This window comes from Westiellopsis prolifica IICB1, assembly GCF_004323185.1.
GTDB classification, from domain to species: Bacteria; Cyanobacteriota; Cyanobacteriia; order Cyanobacteriales; family Nostocaceae; genus Pelatocladus; species Pelatocladus prolificus_A.
On sequence record NZ_NAPS01000001.1, the window covers coordinates 680,127 to 697,144 of the forward strand.

Consider the following 17,018-nt stretch of genomic DNA (forward strand, 5'->3'; position numbering starts at 1 on the left):
CGAGTATCAAACATTCGTCGTGAGTATCAAACACTCGTACTCGAGTATCAAACACTCATCGCCGAGTATCAAACACTCGTCGTGAGTATCAAACACTCGTCGTGAGTATCAAACACTCGTCAGCGAAATACAAATTATGCGTCTTTACTTGTTTACTGAACTATCACAGCAGATTTTTCCAAATTTGCTACTAATTTCACATCAAATTCTGACTCAAATACTCCTTTTTTATAATCCAAATTCCAGAGTTCTAAAGAGCATTGATCATCAGGACGAGATGGGAAAACTCGCATTTTCAATTCTCGTGTATTTGGAATAAATTCACATTGCAATTCCTGGATTGCTCCGATTTGTCGCCGATCTAGTGCAACTGCTAATCGTAGAATTGCACTCAAATGACTCACGATTTGTCGGTGTTCTTTGTGTAGCAAATTGCGAAAATTCTCATGTTTTTTCTTGGGTGGGGATTTGCGATGATAACGGGCTATATTGGCGATAATTTCCATCTCGGTTTCGCTGTAACCGAGCAAGTCGCCGTTACGAATTAAGTAGTATGAATGTTTGTGATGAGAGTCATGGTTGACAAAATGACCACAATTGTGAAGTATTGCCGCAGCCCACAATAATTGTCTTTGTTCACTTTCCCAATTGTGGAGTATGCCTTGAGTTTGATCAAAGATACTTAGGGCAAAGACTGCAACGCGATCGCTATGTTCTAAGTTGACATGGTACTTCTTAGCAGTTTTAAGCACACTGCGCTGGCGCACCGAACTTTGGTAGCGTAGGCGGTCTTCAATTAAGCCGTGGGTGAGCATCCAGTCTACAATCACGCCTTCACGGAGGGCGCGTTCACAAACTGCGATTGTCTCTAACCCTAACAAATTCATTGCTTCCTGTAATATTACTGCCCCAGCCAGTATCACTTCTGACCGTTTCTCTGGCATTCCAGGAATAGTCGCTCGTTCGAGGTTAGTCATTTTCCGCAAACGATTTACCCACTCCCGCAAGTCTTTGAGGCTAAACTGATAACCATTGAGGGTAGAGGGAACAAAACCTAATTTGTCACGGGCGTTGATCATCGCCAGAGTTTCAATCGAACCGGATGTTCCTACTAAGCGGGGTTGTTCACCATATTCTAGATTTGCCAGTACTTCTTCTACAGAACGTTCTAACATTCCCCGTGCATAGGCTTGTAGGTACTGAAACTCAGCATTACTAATAGGATCGCTGTTAATTAATTCATTTGTCAGGCGAACTGCGCCTATTTTGGTACTGGTGAGAGTTCGTGCTTGGTGAGTGTCACCCAAAATGAGTTCTGTGGAACCACCACCAATATCAACTATCATGTGGGGTTGGTTATTAAATTCCATCCCCGACAGTACACCCAGATAAATCCGGCGTGCTTCTTCGGGACCAGATATCAAATCAATGCTCAAACCCAACTCAACTTCTACCTGATGTATAAACTCTTTACCATTGGGTGCTTCTCGGACAGCACTAGTAGCGACAGCAATGATTGTTTCGACGTTGAGAGTTTTAGCAACTTCTTGGAAACGTCGCAAGCAAGCGATCGCTCTTTCGATCACTTCTGCTTTTAAGCATCCTGTGACGAGATCGCGATCGCCCAATCTCACAGTTTCCTTTTCTCTACCAATAATGCTGAATGCTGGTAGTGTTGTTTCAATCCGCACAATTACCATGTGCAGAGAATTGGTTCCCAAATCAATCGCTGCGATGATTCGCTGTTGCTTGTCTGTTTGAGTTGGCGTACTCCCCCAGCTAGCAGAAACCAAATTGACCATTTATTGTTCTCTCTGTAAATGAAGTAAAAGAAGGCAAAAGCTGACTTGCGGACGATAACAAAGTTTGTTTGTTCACAAAGTAGATAATCAAATTGACTCTGTTTTTGACTATGCCTGAGTTTTTGACTCTCTCTGTGAGGTCAAGCAAAGTGACTATTTCTTTTGAGTCAAAGTTGCCACTTTAGCTGTTGCTTATATAAATATCAAATAAAGTTATTCTATATATGTGAAGATGTGTGAATTAAGGATCGGGGATAAGGGATCGGGGATAAGGGATCGGGGATCGGGAGATCCGCAGAATCTATCAAAAATCTCTCCCTTATCTCCCTTCCAATCCCCTGTCCCCAATCCCCTGTCCCCAATCCCCTGTCCCCTTTCCCCTGTCCCCTATGCTCAGTACGCCAGAACATAATCAGGAACCTACTTGGCTTGTGATTATCCGATTATTACGGTGGCACAAACCGGAAGGACGTTTAATTTTGATGATACCTGCCTTATGGGCTGTATTTTTAGCAGCGTCTGGAAAGCCGCCTCTACCATTGGTGGGCGTAATCATTTTAGGAACGCTTGCTACAAGCGCTGCTGGCTGTGTTGTCAATGATTTGTGGGATAGAGATATAGATCCAGAAGTGGAAAGAACGCGCGATCGCCCCCTTGCATCGCGGGCGCTTTCTGTAAAAGTTGGTATTGTGATTGCGATCGTGGCTTTAGGATGTGCTGCGGTTGTTGCTTTCTATCTTAACCCCATCTCTTTTTGGTTGTCTGTGGCAGCAGTGCCAGTGATTTTGCTGTATCCAGCCGCAAAACGAGTATTTCCTGTTCCCCAATTGGTGTTATCAATTGCTTGGGGTTTTGCGGTGTTGATTAGCTGGAGTGCAGTTACACAAAATCTTTCCCAACCGACTTGGCTACTTTGGGGCGCGACTGTACTTTGGACGCTGGGATTTGATACTGTTTATGCTATGAGCGATCGCTCTGACGACAAACGTATTGGTGTAAATTCCAGTGCTTTATTTTTTGGTGATTATGCTGCGATCGCCATTATAGTTTTCTTTACTGGTACTATATTTTGTCTTGCTTGGTTAGGAATAGCTATTCATCTTCACCTAGCTTTTTGGTTTAGTCTTGTCGCTGCTACTGCTGGTTGGATTTGGCAGTCTGTTCGCTTAAATCAACAAAATTTACCTAATTCAGCATATGGTGAAATGTTCCGACAAAACGTTTGGATTGGTTTCATCCTACTGGCTGGTATGATTTTTGGTAGCTTTTAAGATCACGAAGGCAATCTTAATCAGAAAAAGACAAGAGGGAGCAACGAGCAGGAAGACAAGGGAGTGTGGGGGAAGTGTGGGAAGAATAACCAATGCCCCATGCCCCATGCCCCATGCCCAATCCCCATTTTCTTATACTGCTTTAATAAATTTTCTGTAAATTTTGCGTAAATGTACTTAGAATCTATTCCGGAATTCTACGATTTTAGATAAAAGTTGGGTATACAATCATCATGAAAACCCAACTCAATGAAACGAAGTTTGCCAAAAAGACACTATGCGTCTGCACAACTTGTACAAATTGCCATCATTGTTTTCATCTTTGTTGGCAGTATTGGTATTGTTGGGGTAGGTTTCGTTTTTAGACAAGCTTTTAACAGCAACAATCAAGTTAAAACTATACAAGATGCTTCACGTTACCCAGAAATACGGCATAAACTTTGGTTAAATCAAAACCAAGTCAGACATTTTCCCTATAAAATTCCAACTAATGCCTCGAATGTTCGTCTTGGTTACTCTCGTGGCATTTTACAAGGAAACAACAATAATTTTTTTCAACTTCGCTTAAAACTTCCACAAGAACAGATAAACAATTTACATAATCAATACGAAGCTATAGCTAAACACAAATACATTGGTGGTAACACTAATATTCATGCCAACCTAGCTAATGGTGTTCCTACTACTTTTTTTTATACTAGTAACTCTCAACAAGATTCCTTTCCTAACTCCTATGAAATATTAGTGTTGGGTGCAAACGATAGAAGTAGTTCTGATTTTAAGTGGAATCATGGCGATAGTTATGGTGTCGCCATTGATGTATCAGCTTCAGAGATCATCTACTGGGCTGAAGAATGGTAGGTGGTTGGCGAGGGTTGTTATTTGTCATACCCTGCGGGGACCGCTGGCGCGTCTACGTCATTTGTCATTCGTTTTTTGTTATCTGGTGGTGTACGGTTCGGATAATCAAAATCGATTCATATTAAACCCACCAGAGACGCGCTGTTTGAAGCGTCTCTACATACCCAAAATTATGACAAAAAATTCTTAATCGAATTGTATTGGGTTAAATTTACCAGATAACTCTTATTGTTAGCATTATTATAGATGTTAATTTGAATGTTATTTGATTTTTGAGATTTTAAAATCAGAATATTCATGCAAACTACTTATATTACTTATTTGATGTTTTTGTACAATGTTTATTGTCAAGCTCCTACTTGATGCATGTATCAATATAACATTCCTAAATCATTTGTGAGATACAAGAACCCCCACTTCTTTAATAAGTGAGGGTTCTGGGATTTGCGATGATGACAAATCATCTAGGATTGCCATATCTCTCTTTAAAATAGTTTTGTTTGTTTTTAGCAAGTATTATTTGAAAAATACAAAAGAATCGATATATTCGTCATTCCATGCAACGATATAATCAATCCAAGCAAATTATCGCGAGTTATGCTAGAAATTAGCTACTTGAAATAAATATAAACATTACTGTAAGATTGTTGCATGACATAGATGGCTTTTAGAAAACCCTTTGAAAGCTAAAAATACTTTGCAGCAGCAAGTAAATAATGCTATTTTTTGCTTTTAAAGCTGGTCAGTAATGAATTTTGAATTCTACCTTATTTTGACGATTGCGATTTTAATATAGGTTGCAAATAGCTGACATATGATATCAAGTCCGGCTAATTACTTACGATATGGTTGGTTTTGTTGGTAATAGGTAACTGATTTTTCCCATTACCCATTACCTACAGTTGTTCACATATATGATAAGTGTTCAAAAGGATATGATATGAAAATAATTCATATCATGTTTGCCTGGATACGTGATGGTAAATTTTGCATGATTTGATCATCCATCAATAGACATAGGCGTGAAAAAGAATGTAGAGACGTAGCACTGCTACGTCTCTACCAGGGTTCTGGATAACGCATATTTAATTTCACCAGATGTCTAATAGATATATATGTGCATTCTCAGTGTAGCTAGCTACAAAAAAACCTTTTTGTTTCTAAAGACACAATCTAGAGCGAGTTAATAAATTGGCTCGAATGAAAATAGCAACTTCAGTAATAAAATGCTGATTTTTGCGTAAAATTAGAGCAAATACAAATTAATAAATATGTGATTAATATAGTTGATTAGAACTTAGATGGTCTTGTTGATCTCAGTTCTAACAATACAAATTGCTTATTGTTTATTTAATAATGAGTAGTTTGAATCACAAAAAATATTGAAGATAAAGTTTAATGTTTTTGATAATATCTATCTCAAGTCTAATTGACTCAAGCATTGTTTTTTTCATATTTAATAAGCTAGAGGCAAAGTTAAAAAACAAAATAATCAATTCTATAAGCTTTGCTATCTCAGCTAATTATTATGATGTTTAACATAAGCAAAACTTGTTTTACATAAAGACCATTTGCTAGCCTATATATGCTCAAAAAAGTATCATTGAGTAGACGACATTTTTTGTATGCGAGCCTATCAGTTTTAGCAGGAACAAGCGCTGTTGGTATTGAAACAGATAGAAATTTCATGTACAGTCAAGTACTTGATAATTCAAGCAAAGAATTCAAAGTAGTTGGAAAAACTTCTTTGAAAGATCGTGCCACAGCGAAAGGATTAATGTATGGGGCTGCTGCTGTACAGGATGATTTGGTATCAAACAAAGATTTGAAAACCAGCTTTATTAGGGAGTGTAATATGCTGGTACCAGATTATCAGCTGAAATGGGATAATATACGACCTACTCCCAAAAAATTTGACTTTACCAAATCAGATTGGTTAGCTCAGTTTGCACAATTTCACAATATATTTTTCCGTGGACATACTTTAGTTTGGCATCAAGCTTTACCTGTGTGGTTTCAAGAAGTAGTTAACTGCAAAAATGCAGAAAACTTTTTAGTGGAACATATTAAAACAGTGACTAAACATTATAGGGGGAGAATACACTCTTGGGATGTAGTGAACGAGGCGATAGAACCAGATGATGGACGAGCTGACAGCTTACGAAAGTCGCCTTGGCTAGAGTTTTTAGGTGTAGATTACATCGAACTTGCTTTTCGGACAGCGGCGGCTAGTGATCCTAAAGCTATGCTGGTCTATAACGATTATGGGTTAGAGTATGAAGCTTACCAAGATGGAGCCAAAAGAACTGCTGTTTTGAAGCTGCTAGAGCGACTGAAATCTAGAGGAACACCGATTCATGCTTTGGGTATGCAATCTCATTTGATGGGTCACATACCAGACTTTAATGCTAAAAAATTGCGAAGTTTTCTTGCAGATGTGGCTAGTCTCGGTCTGAAAATTCTGATTACTGAACTAGATGTGATAGATCAAAAATTAACTTCAGATCCGATTGTACGCGATCGCATTGTTGCAGGAATTTATGAAGACTATTTGAACATTGTCCTAGATGAGCGAGCAGTCATCGCAGTTTTAACTTGGGGATTGAGCGATAAATACACTTGGGTATCAAATTTTTTTCCCCGTTCAGATAAATTAGCAGTCCGTCCCTTACCGTTGGACTCAAACATGAAATCCAAACTAGCTTGGAATGCTGTAGCTAGAGCGTTTGACCACGCTCCAAAAAGATAACCAATCTGTAATTCCAGAAACTAATTGCATCTACTCAAGTATGTAAAAAACCATACTTGACAATCTTAATTCAGGGTGAACCATGAAGATTAATATTTGTGGTGTGGAAATTGACCAACTTTGTTTTAATGAAGTTGTTGAACAGATTGTTGAACACGTACTAGTAGGAAAAGAGCCAAAATATGTTGTCACCCCAAATGCACAACATGTTGTACTGCTACAAAACGATTCTCGTTTTCGTGAATATTATCGTCACGCTTTTTTAGTAGTACCAGACGGGGTTTCCCTATTATGGGCAGCAAAATTTTTGCAGACATCACTGAAGGGTCGAGTCAATGGCACAGATTTGTTTGAAAAATTATGTGCGATCGCATCTCAAAAAGATCTAAAAATCTTCTTCTTAGGAGGACGACCCGGAGCATCTACAAAAGCAAAGGAAGTTCTAGAAAAAAGATATCCTAATCTTCAAATAGTTGACACATACTGCCCACCATATGGTTTTGAATCACAACCAGAAGAACTAGCAATTATTAACTCTAAAATTCAAGAAGCAAAACCAGATATTCTTTTCGTAGGTTTAGGTTCTCCCAAGCAGGAATTCTGGATTTATGAAAATTACAAAACATTAAATATACCAATTTCAATTGGTATTGGAGTTAGTTTTGAACTTGTGAGTAATATGGTGCAACGAGCGCCATTATGGATGCAAAAATTTGGCTTGGAATGGTTTTTCCGCTTATTAGTTGAACCCCGACGCCTGTGGAAACGCTATATCATGGGTAATCCTCTGTTTATTTGGTTGGTACTAAAACAACGCATTGGAGTGACAAAATTTGAATAAAGCTTTTTTATTCAATTTACTAATATTTTCAAAAACTTAGAAACCCATAGTCAAGAAATCATCCAAAACATGAATATAAACTTAGTAAGTGCTTGATGTTGGTAAAAAAATCAATTTGGTGATCAAAATAATGACAACTAATACTCTCACAGTTACAACTTTTAAACCAGATTTGAGGTCAGCGAAAGGTACGACTATCCAAAGAGGATTAAAAATTAGGATACTGCGAGTAATAACGCTGATTTCGTTGGATATTATTGCTCTGACTACGGCATGGATGTTAGCAGCATATTATGGAACAAGCATAGAATTCCTGTTGGCGGAACAAATATCTTTACTGATGCTTATGTTAGTCACAGGGATAAGTGTAATCGCAGTTAAAGGACTCTATAAACCGGGAAAAGAACGTCGTAACTATTTTGGTTTGATTCAAGCAGTATCATTATCAGACATTTTACTTTTATGCATAGCCTTTCTTTACGAACCAGATAGTTATATATCACGGTCTACTTTTCTGATATTTTGGGTTAGTTCTGTAGTCTTTGTTTGTTGCGATCGCTTCATTTTTGAACTGGCTACAAAACAACTTCGATATCAAGGAGTAATTCGTCATTCAGTTTTTCTTATTACTGATCATAAAGACCAAAAAAATCATACTCAATTAATTGAAAAAGAAAATTGCTACACAGTGCAAGGAATTGCTGATCCTAGCTGTCTAGATTTGGTAAATCGAGAAGCGACTTTTGAGTATCTTCGTAAACAGGGGATCACAGAAGCTTTTGTTTCTTGGAACGCCATCAAAAACCGTCTCTATGTTTGTTGGCATTTCCAGACTGCTGGAATTATTTTACGAATTCTACCCATAGAAACTGATATTTATTACCCCAAATCAGTCTTTTGGATGCTTGGTCAAGTTCCTTGTATGACAATTCCAGCACCAATTATTGCAGGTAGTGATTTTTGGCTAAAAAGATGTTTTGATCTTGTGTCTTCAGTCTTACTATTATTATTGTTATCTCCGATTTATTTAGCGATAGCAATACTAATTAAATTAGACTCTCCAGGACCAGTATTCTTCCAACAGAATCGAGTCGGATTACATGGAAAAAGTTTTAAGATTTGGAAATTTCGGACAATGGTCAACAATGCCGAAAAACTCCAAGCATCTCTGGAAAAGAACAATGAAATTAAAGATGGTGTTCTTTTTAAAATGAAAAATGATCCTCGAATTACCCAAGTAGGTAAATTTCTCCGCCTTTACAGTTTAGATGAATTGCCGCAACTCTTTAATGTATTAGTAGGAGAAATGAGTTTAGTTGGTCCTCGTCCTCTTCCTAGCAGGGATGTTGAAAGGTTTCAAACAAAGCACTTTATTCGTCAAGAAGTTTTACCTGGTATTACCGGATTGTGGCAGGTTTCTGGTCGTTCTGATATTGATAACTTTGAAGATGGGGTGAAACTAGATATTAATTACATTGAGAATTGGTCACTTTGGCTTGATTTGAAAATTTTACTAGAAACTGTGAAGGTCGTAGTGCAGAAATCCGGGGCTTATTAAGTGTGATACATGTATATAACCACCACAAGGAAACTTGTTGTATGGAGACTAATAGCTACACACAAGAAACAGAAATTCAACAGTACATACTTGTTCTCAAACGCCGTTGGCAATTGATAGCATCAATCATTATTGCTTCCATTGGATTATCAGGTTTAGCTCTATTCATGCAAAAACCTGAATACCAAGCAGATGGTATACTACTTTTCAAATCAGACCGTACATCCTCGCTGACAAAAGTAGGGGAAAAAATCGGGGATCTAGAAGCCTTAATGCGTGAGGGTAATCCTTTAGAAACCCAAGCCGTAATTGTAAATTCCCATCCAATGTTGCAAGAAGTTATTACTGCTCTAGATTTAAAAGATGAGCAAGGAAAAATAATTGACCCGGAATTACTCAAAATCAACGTTAAACCAATTGTAGGAACAGACGTTCTCAAAGTTTCCTACGCCTCAAATGATCCTGAATTAGCCGCAGCAATAGTCAATCAATTAATGAAGTCTTATGTAGAGAACAACATTCAAACTAACCGCGCTCAAGTCTCTGCTGCTGGTGAATTTATTAAAGAACAACTACCTAATTCTCGTCGAGAATTAGAAAGAGCAGCTGAAGCATTACGTCAGTTTAAAATCCAAAATAGAGTGATTCAGCTTGCAGAGGAATCAAGTGCAGCTATTGATATCATTTCCAAACTTGATCAAGAAATGAATCAAATCAAGGCTGCATTAGCAGATGTGACTGCTCAAGAAGCACAGATAGCCAGTCAACTAAATGTTAGTGAAAATCAAGCAGTAACTGTTGCTTCCTTAAGTCAAATACCTGGTGTTCAAGAAGTTTTGACTGAGTTGCAAAAAGTTCAAACCAAGTTAGCAAACGCTAGGGCAATTTACACTGAAAAAAACCCAATAATTATTGACTTAAAAAATCAACAATCAACTCTCAATTCTTTACTGCAACAACGAACTCAGCAATATTCAGGAATTCCCTTAGTTTCTCCTAGTAAATTGCAAATAGGCAAAATAAGGGAAAGCTTGGTTGATAATTATGTGCAGTTAAAAGCAGAACGACAGGGATTAGAGAAAAAATTCCGAACTTTGTTTAATATTCGAGTGAATTATCAGCAACAATTGGCGATGATGCCAAGTTTAGAGAAACAGCAACAAAGTTTAGAACGTAAGTTAGAATCTGCTAAAAATGGCTATGAAAATCTTGTTACCAGATTACAGGAAATTCAAGTAGCAGAAAAGCAAACTATTGGAAATGCCAGAATTGTCCAACCTGCACAAATTCCCAAAAAGCCAGTCATCTCTAAAACCAAAATTTTGTTAGCAAGTGGGAGTATTTTCGCGGGTGTGTTACTTAGTATTGCTGCTGCATTTTTTGTAGACTTGATTGATCGATCATTAAAGACAGTTAAGGAAACTGAAACATTTTTTGGTTACACTTTGTTGGGGTTAATTCCTAAATATAAACCGAATAATTTTGTGAGTGCTGTGCAAGATATAGAAGATGGTGTTTATCCACAAGTAATTACCACGACTTCACCTCGCACATTAGTTCATGAAGCCTATCAAATGTTGCAAGCAAACCTGAAATTTATTAGCCATCGGAAAGTTCGCAAAATAGTCGTTACTAGTTCTGTGAGTGCTGAAGGGAAATCAGAAGTATCTGCGAATTTGGCTGCGATCATCGCTCAATCAGGTAAGCGAGTTTTACTAGTTGATGCAGATATGCGTAAACCAACACAACATCATTTATGGAGTTTAATCAACTCAGTGGGTTTGAGTCATCTCCTTGTTGGTCAGGCAGTTTTTTCGGAAGCAGTACACAAAGTTACGGAATTTTTGTCAGTACTGACCGCAGGAGTTATACCTCCGAATCCTTTAGCTTTAATTGATTCTGAGGGTATGACCTCTTTAGTTGATGTTTTTGCAGAAAACTATGATTACGTTATTTTTGACACACCGCCTCTTGTTGGTATTGCAGATGCAGCAGTTTTAGGGAAAATGGCAGATGGAATTTTGCTGGTAACTCGACCCGGTGTTTTAGATTCGCCTAGCGCTGGTGCTGCTAAGTCTCTGCTAGAACGTTCTGAGGCGAATGTCTTGGGAATAATTGCTAATGCTGTTAACGTCAAGCAAGAACCAAATAGTTACTTTTATTACTCAAGCCTTCGCGATCGCAAGAGTGTTGCAGACTTAGAAAGATTAGCAAAAATCCAATAGAGTGAACGAATACCCTTTCATGTCATGTTCGTTTAAATACTTGTAATGTCGATTTGGCTGGTCAATTTGACAAAACTACCATAGGTCATCAATGATGAGTATTCAACTAGACTTGCTCGCAAATCAAAAGCAAACAGAAGACTCAAATTTAAGTCTTTGGCAACAAATCAAAGAAGACTGGATAGCTCACGGACGTGATTGGACTTTACCTGGGTTCCGCAGTGTTGCTGTTCACCGCTTCGGAGTTTGGCGCAAGAAAATTAAACCCAAAATCTTACAATTGCCTTTTAGCATTCTCTACATCATGCTATATCGCAGAATTCGCAATCACTACGGGATTGAACTACTTTACACAGTTAAACTTGGTCGTCGTGTCGTTATTCATCACCAAGGAACAATTATTATCAACGCCTATGCTTCTATTGGTGATGACTCCCAAATTTGCCAAGGAGTAACATTAGGAAGTCGTTATGCAGACCGTCCCTATGATGCACCGAGATTAGGTAAAGGAGTTGAAGTTGGAGCCGGTGCAAAAATATTAGGCAAAGTCACCATTGGTGATTATGCCAAAATCGGTGCTAATGCTGTGGTTCTCTGCGATGTTCCACCAGGAGCAACAGCAATTGGTATTCCCGCAAAAATTATTAACTAGAAGTCAGTTTCCCACACCCTTTTACCTCTTCACATAATTCAGTGTCATGTCAATTAGTCAGATTTTGCTTTTGTCTACTCATGTTATTTTACTAATCAGCACGTCAGTCTTATTGATAGTCTGCTTATTTTTCCTAATAGAGTGTACTGCTGCTGTGTTAGCGATCGCCTCTTCCCATTGCACAGATCAATGGCAAAATACTAAAGTTACTGTCTTAGTGCCGGCACACAATGAAGAAGTTGTCATTCGTGACACCTTGGAAAAATTGCTCTGTGCGTTGAAACCACAAGACCGTTTGATTGTGATTGCTGACAATTGTCATGATGCCACAGCTGAGATTGCTCGTAGTGTGGGCGCTACAGTCATTGAACGCCAAGATGCTATCTGTAAAGGTAAAGGATACGCTCTAGACTACGGCTTACGCTTTATTGAGTCTGAACCTCCAGACATAGTTGTAATTATTGATGCTGATTGTACAGTCTATCCAGACGCGATCGCTCAACTAAGTGAGTGTGCGATCAAAAGCAATCGACCAGTACAAGCTACTTATTTAATGCTCAGACCAAAAAACTCTCACTCATCAAAAGACCAAATCTCTCAATTTTCGATTATTCTTAAAAACTTAGTTCGTCCTTTGGGAGCATCCCGCTTGGGAATGCCTTGCTTGTTGTATGGTACAGGTATGGCTTTTCCTTGGTCAGTCATTCGCTCAGTAAATTTAGCAAGTGGTCATATTGTCGAAGACTTAAAACTTGGTTTGGATTTGACCATTGCAGGACACAAACCACTATTTTGTCCAGAAGCAAAAGTTACTGGCTATTTACCACAGCAGTTACAAGCAGCCAAAAGCCAAAAAACTCGCTGGGAACACGGTCTTTTACAAACTATGCAGACTTATGTTCCTCTTTTGTTGAAGGAAGCAATCTATCAAAAAAGATTGGATTTGTTAGTAACTGCTCTAGATGTATGCGTACCGCCTTTATCTCTTTTAGTAATCATTTGGTCGGTATTGATGACACTTTCTCTAATTTTTGGAATATTAGCCGGAGCATGGATACCAGCTATCATAGTTATTTTTTCTGGCTTTTGTTTCTTTTTATCAATACTTTTAGCTTGGAGTCAATTTGCTGATCAAGATTTACATATTCGTCAAATTTTGACTATACCTTTTTATATTTTATGGAAAATACCTATTTATTTAAAATTTATATTTTTACCTGAAAAAATATGGATTCGTACCGAAAGAGACAAAGTTTAAGAATTTAGTAATCAGATTTTTGAAGCATAGAAAATGAAAAAAATCAATATAGGAAAATATCTGAGGTTTGGCGAAAAAGTTTTGATTATTTCAGGCTTAAGCTTTTTCTCAGGGATATTTGGAACCCAATCAATGGGTATAGTTCTATCTGAGGGATTGATCACCTTCATCAGATTCTCACTTTGGGGAATATTTACCTTGCTAGTTTTTCTCTTTTGGCAAGATGCGATCGCCATCATCAATCGTAACAAGATACTTTTTATATTAACAGCAATAGCTTATTTTTCATTTCTCTGGTCAGACTTTCCAGACTATACCTTCCTTAACTCCAGAGATATCTTGATGATGACCAATTTTGGTTTATATTTTGCTATACGATTTAGCTTGAAAGAACAAATAAAAATTCTTATTTATACTCTCTTGATAGGCATGTGTTTAAGCTTATTTTTTGTGTATGTATTTCCTGGTATAGGGAGACATTGGGTAGATCATCCAGGAGCTTGGAAAGGAGTATATGGTCATAAAAACTATCTTGGCAGCATGATGGTGTTAAGCTCATTAGCTTTTTTATCTTTGGCGAAAGATACTTTGTTGATATACAGAATTTCTGGGCTTTTTCTGTCATTGATATTTATGTTTTTTTCCACTTCAAGAACTTCTCTAGTTCTTTCTTTTATATTAATGTTAATTATCATATTCTATAAAAAATTTCGCTGGCGAGGAAAAGTTAGCGTTATTTATATAGATATTACAATTCTACTTTTGGGATGTATTTCCTTACTAGTTTTTACTTATTGGGTAGAAATAATTACTGGTTTAGGTAGAGACCCAACTATAACAGGGCGGACAATAATTTGGAATGTAGCACTAACTCGATTCATGGAAAAACCATTCTTAGGTTATGGACGTGGTGCATTTTGGGCGCCTAAAAGTAATTACGCACTTGAAACGAGTCAAGCAATTGGTACAGGCTGGGTTCCACCTCATGGTCATAATGGCTTTGTTGATACGGCACTTGATGTTGGTTTAATTGGTTTAGGGCTATTTTTATTTTGTTATTTTATGACTTTTGCGAGAGCTTTAAAATTAGGATATGCGAGTAAAAAGCCAGAAGATATTTGGCCTTTAATATATTTGATATTTTTGGCGATCAACAATATTACAGAGAGTTGTTTATTATATTTACCTAATCTTTATTGGGTTTTATTTATGACGATTTCTTTTACTATTAACAAAACCAAACCAATAACACATCACAAAAGTATAAACAACAGACCTCTGGTGAAAAAGAATGTAGAGACGTGAAATTTCACGTCTCTACAAGGATTTTGGGCAACGCATAGTTAATTTCTGAAGATGTCTAACAGGAAGAAAGGAGGTACATAACTTGCAATTAATTGGAGTTGTTGTCATTGGACGCAATGAAGGGAAGCGTCTTCAGCAGTGCTTGCTATCAGTAATTGGTAAAGCAACAACTGTGGTCTATGTTGATTCTGGGTCAACAGATACGAGTGTGGCGCTGGCTGGTTTGCTTGGGGTTCATGTTGTAGAACTCGATTTATCTATTCCCTTTACCGCAGCTCGTGCGAGAAATGCAGGATTTGAGTATCTGTTGCAAGTTAAACCAGAAGTTGAATATGTGCAGTTTGTAGATGGAGACTGTTGGATTGTGGAGGGATGGTTAGAAACAGCAGTGCGTGAATTAGATACTCATCCAGAGGTTGTGGTGGTCTGTGGTCGGCGTCGGGAGGAATTTCCCGAAAATTCTATATATAATCGCCTGTTAGACATTGAATGGAACACTTCTGTAGGTGAGGCTAAAGCCTGTGGTGGTGACTCAATGATCAGAGTGACAGCCTTGAAAAAAGTAGGGGGATTCAATCCGTTATTAATCGCCGGCGAGGAACCAGAACTGTGTGTGCGCCTGCGACAAGCTGGCGGCAAAATTTTGCGTCTCGATGCAGACATGACATGGCATGATGGGCAAATGATTCGTTTTGGTCAATGGTGGAAACGTTCAGTTCGCAGTGGTCATGGTTATGCTGAAGGCGCTTGGCTACACGGTCGCAGTCCCGAACACCATTGGGTAAAAGAAAGTGTACGGATTTGGGTGTGGAGTTTGATTTTGCCTTTATTAGCGATCGCAACTTTTTTACCAACTCACGCTTTAAGTTTTTTGTTACTACTTCTAGCTTACCTTTTCTCTGGTTATCGAGCTTACAAGTATACACAAAATAGATGTTTTGCGAAAAAAGACGCGATCGCCTATGCCTTATTTTGTCTTTTAGGTAACATCCCGCAATTAATTGGTCAAAGCCAATTTTTCTTGTATAAATTATCAAATCGACAAGCAATTATAGTGGAATATAAAGGAGCATTTTAATGCTGGTTAAGACTTTAACCAAAGCTGCTCGTCTTGTGATCAAACCAGGGGAAGCAAAGCTCAATTCCAACTCTCTAAGCGTTAATGATCAATCTAAAAAAACCATCGCTATTGTTGGCTGTGGCTATGTAGCAGACTATTACCTCAAAACACTTTCCCTGCATCCACAATTACAGATATCAGGAGTAATGGATCGCATTAGCGATCGCGCATACAAACTTGCTGCGTATTATGGCATTCCTCGTGTTTATGGTTCCTTAGAAGAACTCCTTGATGATTCTCAAGTTGATATCGTCTTAAATTTAACTAATCCCAGCAGTCATTATTCTGTTTCTAAAGCTTGTTTAGAAGCTGGTAAACACGTTTATTCTGAGAAACCTTTAGCAATGGAGATGTCACAAGCTGAGGAACTAGTCAACTTAGCTCAACGACAGGGTTTATATATTTCCTCAGCACCATGCAGTTTATTGAGTGAAACAGCTCAAACAATTTGGAAAGCATTGCGAGAAAATCAGGTTGGCACAGTTCGACTTGTTTATGCTGAAATGGATGATGGATTAGTTCACCTTATGCCTTATCAAAAATGGGTGAGTACATCAGGTACTCCCTGGCCTTATAAAGATGAGTTTGAAGTCGGGTGTACGTTAGAACACGCAGGTTACTATGTGACATGGCTGACTGCCTTCTTTGGTCCTGCACAGTCAGTCAGCGCTTTTTCATCCTGTCTGATTCCAGATAAACAAACTGAGTTACCCTTAGATATTAACACTCCAGATTTTTCTGTAGCCTGTATAAAATTTACATCTGGTGTAGTTGCCAGATTAACTTGCAGTATTGTTGCACCCCATGACCATTCTTTGAAGATTATTGGTGATACGGGTACACTTGGCATTCATGATTGTTGGTATTATGGAGCGCCAGTTTACATCAGGCGCAGTATCAACATTCGCCGCAAGAGATTTGAAGGTATTTGGAAGCAAAATTATTCACTCGTGAAACCTGCTCCCCACTTCAAGTATAAAGGCGCCCAGCAAATGGATTTCTGTCGAGGTGTAGCAGATATGGCATCTGCAATCATTGAAAATCGCCCTTGTCGATTATCAGCTGAGTTTTCTCTGCACAATAATGAAATTGTACTTGCGATTCAAAAATCTTTAGACACAGGCTCTCCCTATAAATTAACAACTACATTTGAGCCAATTGAACCAATGCCTTGGGCAAAATAGACTTACATTGCGAATGTATCGACTTACATTGCGAATGTATCGACCTACATTGTTAATGTATCGACCTACATTGTTAATGTATGGACTTACATTGTTAATGTATCGACCTACATTGTTAATGTATCGGCTTACATTGTTAATGTATCGACTTACATTGCGAATGCAGCCGTCTGTACTGTTCATATTGACAGA

General features: G+C 38.1%; 12 protein-coding genes. 11 read left to right on the forward strand and 1 reads right to left on the reverse strand.

Annotation, left to right across the window (positions count from 1 at the left end):
- Window positions 1–152: 152 nt before the first annotated feature.
- Window positions 153–1,802: a Ppx/GppA phosphatase family protein gene (locus B4U84_RS02910; RefSeq protein WP_131115454.1), complete on the reverse strand. Its 1,650-nt coding sequence runs from the start codon at window positions 1,800–1,802 to the stop codon at window positions 153–155.
- Window positions 1,803–2,191: 389 nt separating this feature from the next.
- Here B4U84_RS02910 and B4U84_RS02920 point away from each other — a divergent pair, with 389 nt between their 5' ends.
- From B4U84_RS02920 to B4U84_RS02970, 11 genes are all read left to right on the forward strand, one after another.
- Window positions 2,192–3,073 (forward strand): 4-hydroxybenzoate solanesyltransferase, encoded by an 882-nt coding sequence (locus tag B4U84_RS02920; RefSeq protein WP_131115458.1) that lies wholly within the window; start codon window positions 2,192–2,194, stop codon window positions 3,071–3,073.
- A 249-nt stretch (window positions 3,074–3,322) separates the two neighbouring features.
- Complete coding sequence (locus B4U84_RS02925) at window positions 3,323–3,934, forward strand: hypothetical protein (RefSeq protein ID WP_131115460.1); 612 nt, start codon at window positions 3,323–3,325, stop codon at window positions 3,932–3,934.
- Window positions 3,935–5,519: 1,585 nt separating this feature from the next.
- Window positions 5,520–6,683 (forward strand): endo-1,4-beta-xylanase, encoded by a 1,164-nt coding sequence (locus B4U84_RS02930; RefSeq protein ID WP_131115462.1) that lies wholly within the window; start codon window positions 5,520–5,522, stop codon window positions 6,681–6,683.
- Between the two features lie 82 nt (window positions 6,684–6,765).
- Complete coding sequence (locus B4U84_RS02935) at window positions 6,766–7,524, forward strand: WecB/TagA/CpsF family glycosyltransferase (protein WP_131115464.1); 759 nt, start codon at window positions 6,766–6,768, stop codon at window positions 7,522–7,524.
- Window positions 7,525–7,654: 130 nt separating this feature from the next.
- On the forward strand, window positions 7,655–9,082 hold the full coding sequence (locus B4U84_RS02940; RefSeq protein ID WP_131115466.1) for a sugar transferase: 1,428 nt from the start codon (window positions 7,655–7,657) through the stop codon (window positions 9,080–9,082).
- A gap of 41 nt (window positions 9,083–9,123) precedes the next feature.
- Window positions 9,124–11,307: a GumC family protein gene (locus B4U84_RS02945; protein WP_131115468.1), complete on the forward strand. Its 2,184-nt coding sequence runs from the start codon at window positions 9,124–9,126 to the stop codon at window positions 11,305–11,307.
- 94 nt (window positions 11,308–11,401) lie between these two features.
- A complete protein-coding gene (locus tag B4U84_RS02950; protein ID WP_017311844.1) occupies window positions 11,402–11,959 on the forward strand; it encodes a serine O-acetyltransferase in 558 nt (185 codons plus the stop codon).
- 46 nt (window positions 11,960–12,005) lie between these two features.
- Entirely contained in the window at window positions 12,006–13,217 is a 1,212-nt protein-coding gene (locus B4U84_RS02955) for a glycosyltransferase family 2 protein (protein ID WP_131115470.1), read from the forward strand.
- A gap of 33 nt (window positions 13,218–13,250) precedes the next feature.
- Window positions 13,251–14,522 (forward strand): O-antigen ligase family protein, encoded by a 1,272-nt coding sequence (locus tag B4U84_RS02960; RefSeq protein WP_131115472.1) that lies wholly within the window; start codon window positions 13,251–13,253, stop codon window positions 14,520–14,522.
- Window positions 14,523–14,604: 82 nt separating this feature from the next.
- On the forward strand, window positions 14,605–15,600 hold the full coding sequence (locus tag B4U84_RS02965) for a glycosyltransferase family 2 protein (RefSeq protein WP_131115474.1): 996 nt from the start codon (window positions 14,605–14,607) through the stop codon (window positions 15,598–15,600).
- Window positions 15,600–16,826, forward strand: coding sequence for a Gfo/Idh/MocA family protein (locus B4U84_RS02970; RefSeq protein WP_131115476.1), 1,227 nt, complete (start codon window positions 15,600–15,602; stop codon window positions 16,824–16,826). Before B4U84_RS02965 ends, B4U84_RS02970 begins: the two co-directional genes overlap by 1 nt.
- Window positions 16,827–17,018 lie beyond the last annotated feature (192 nt).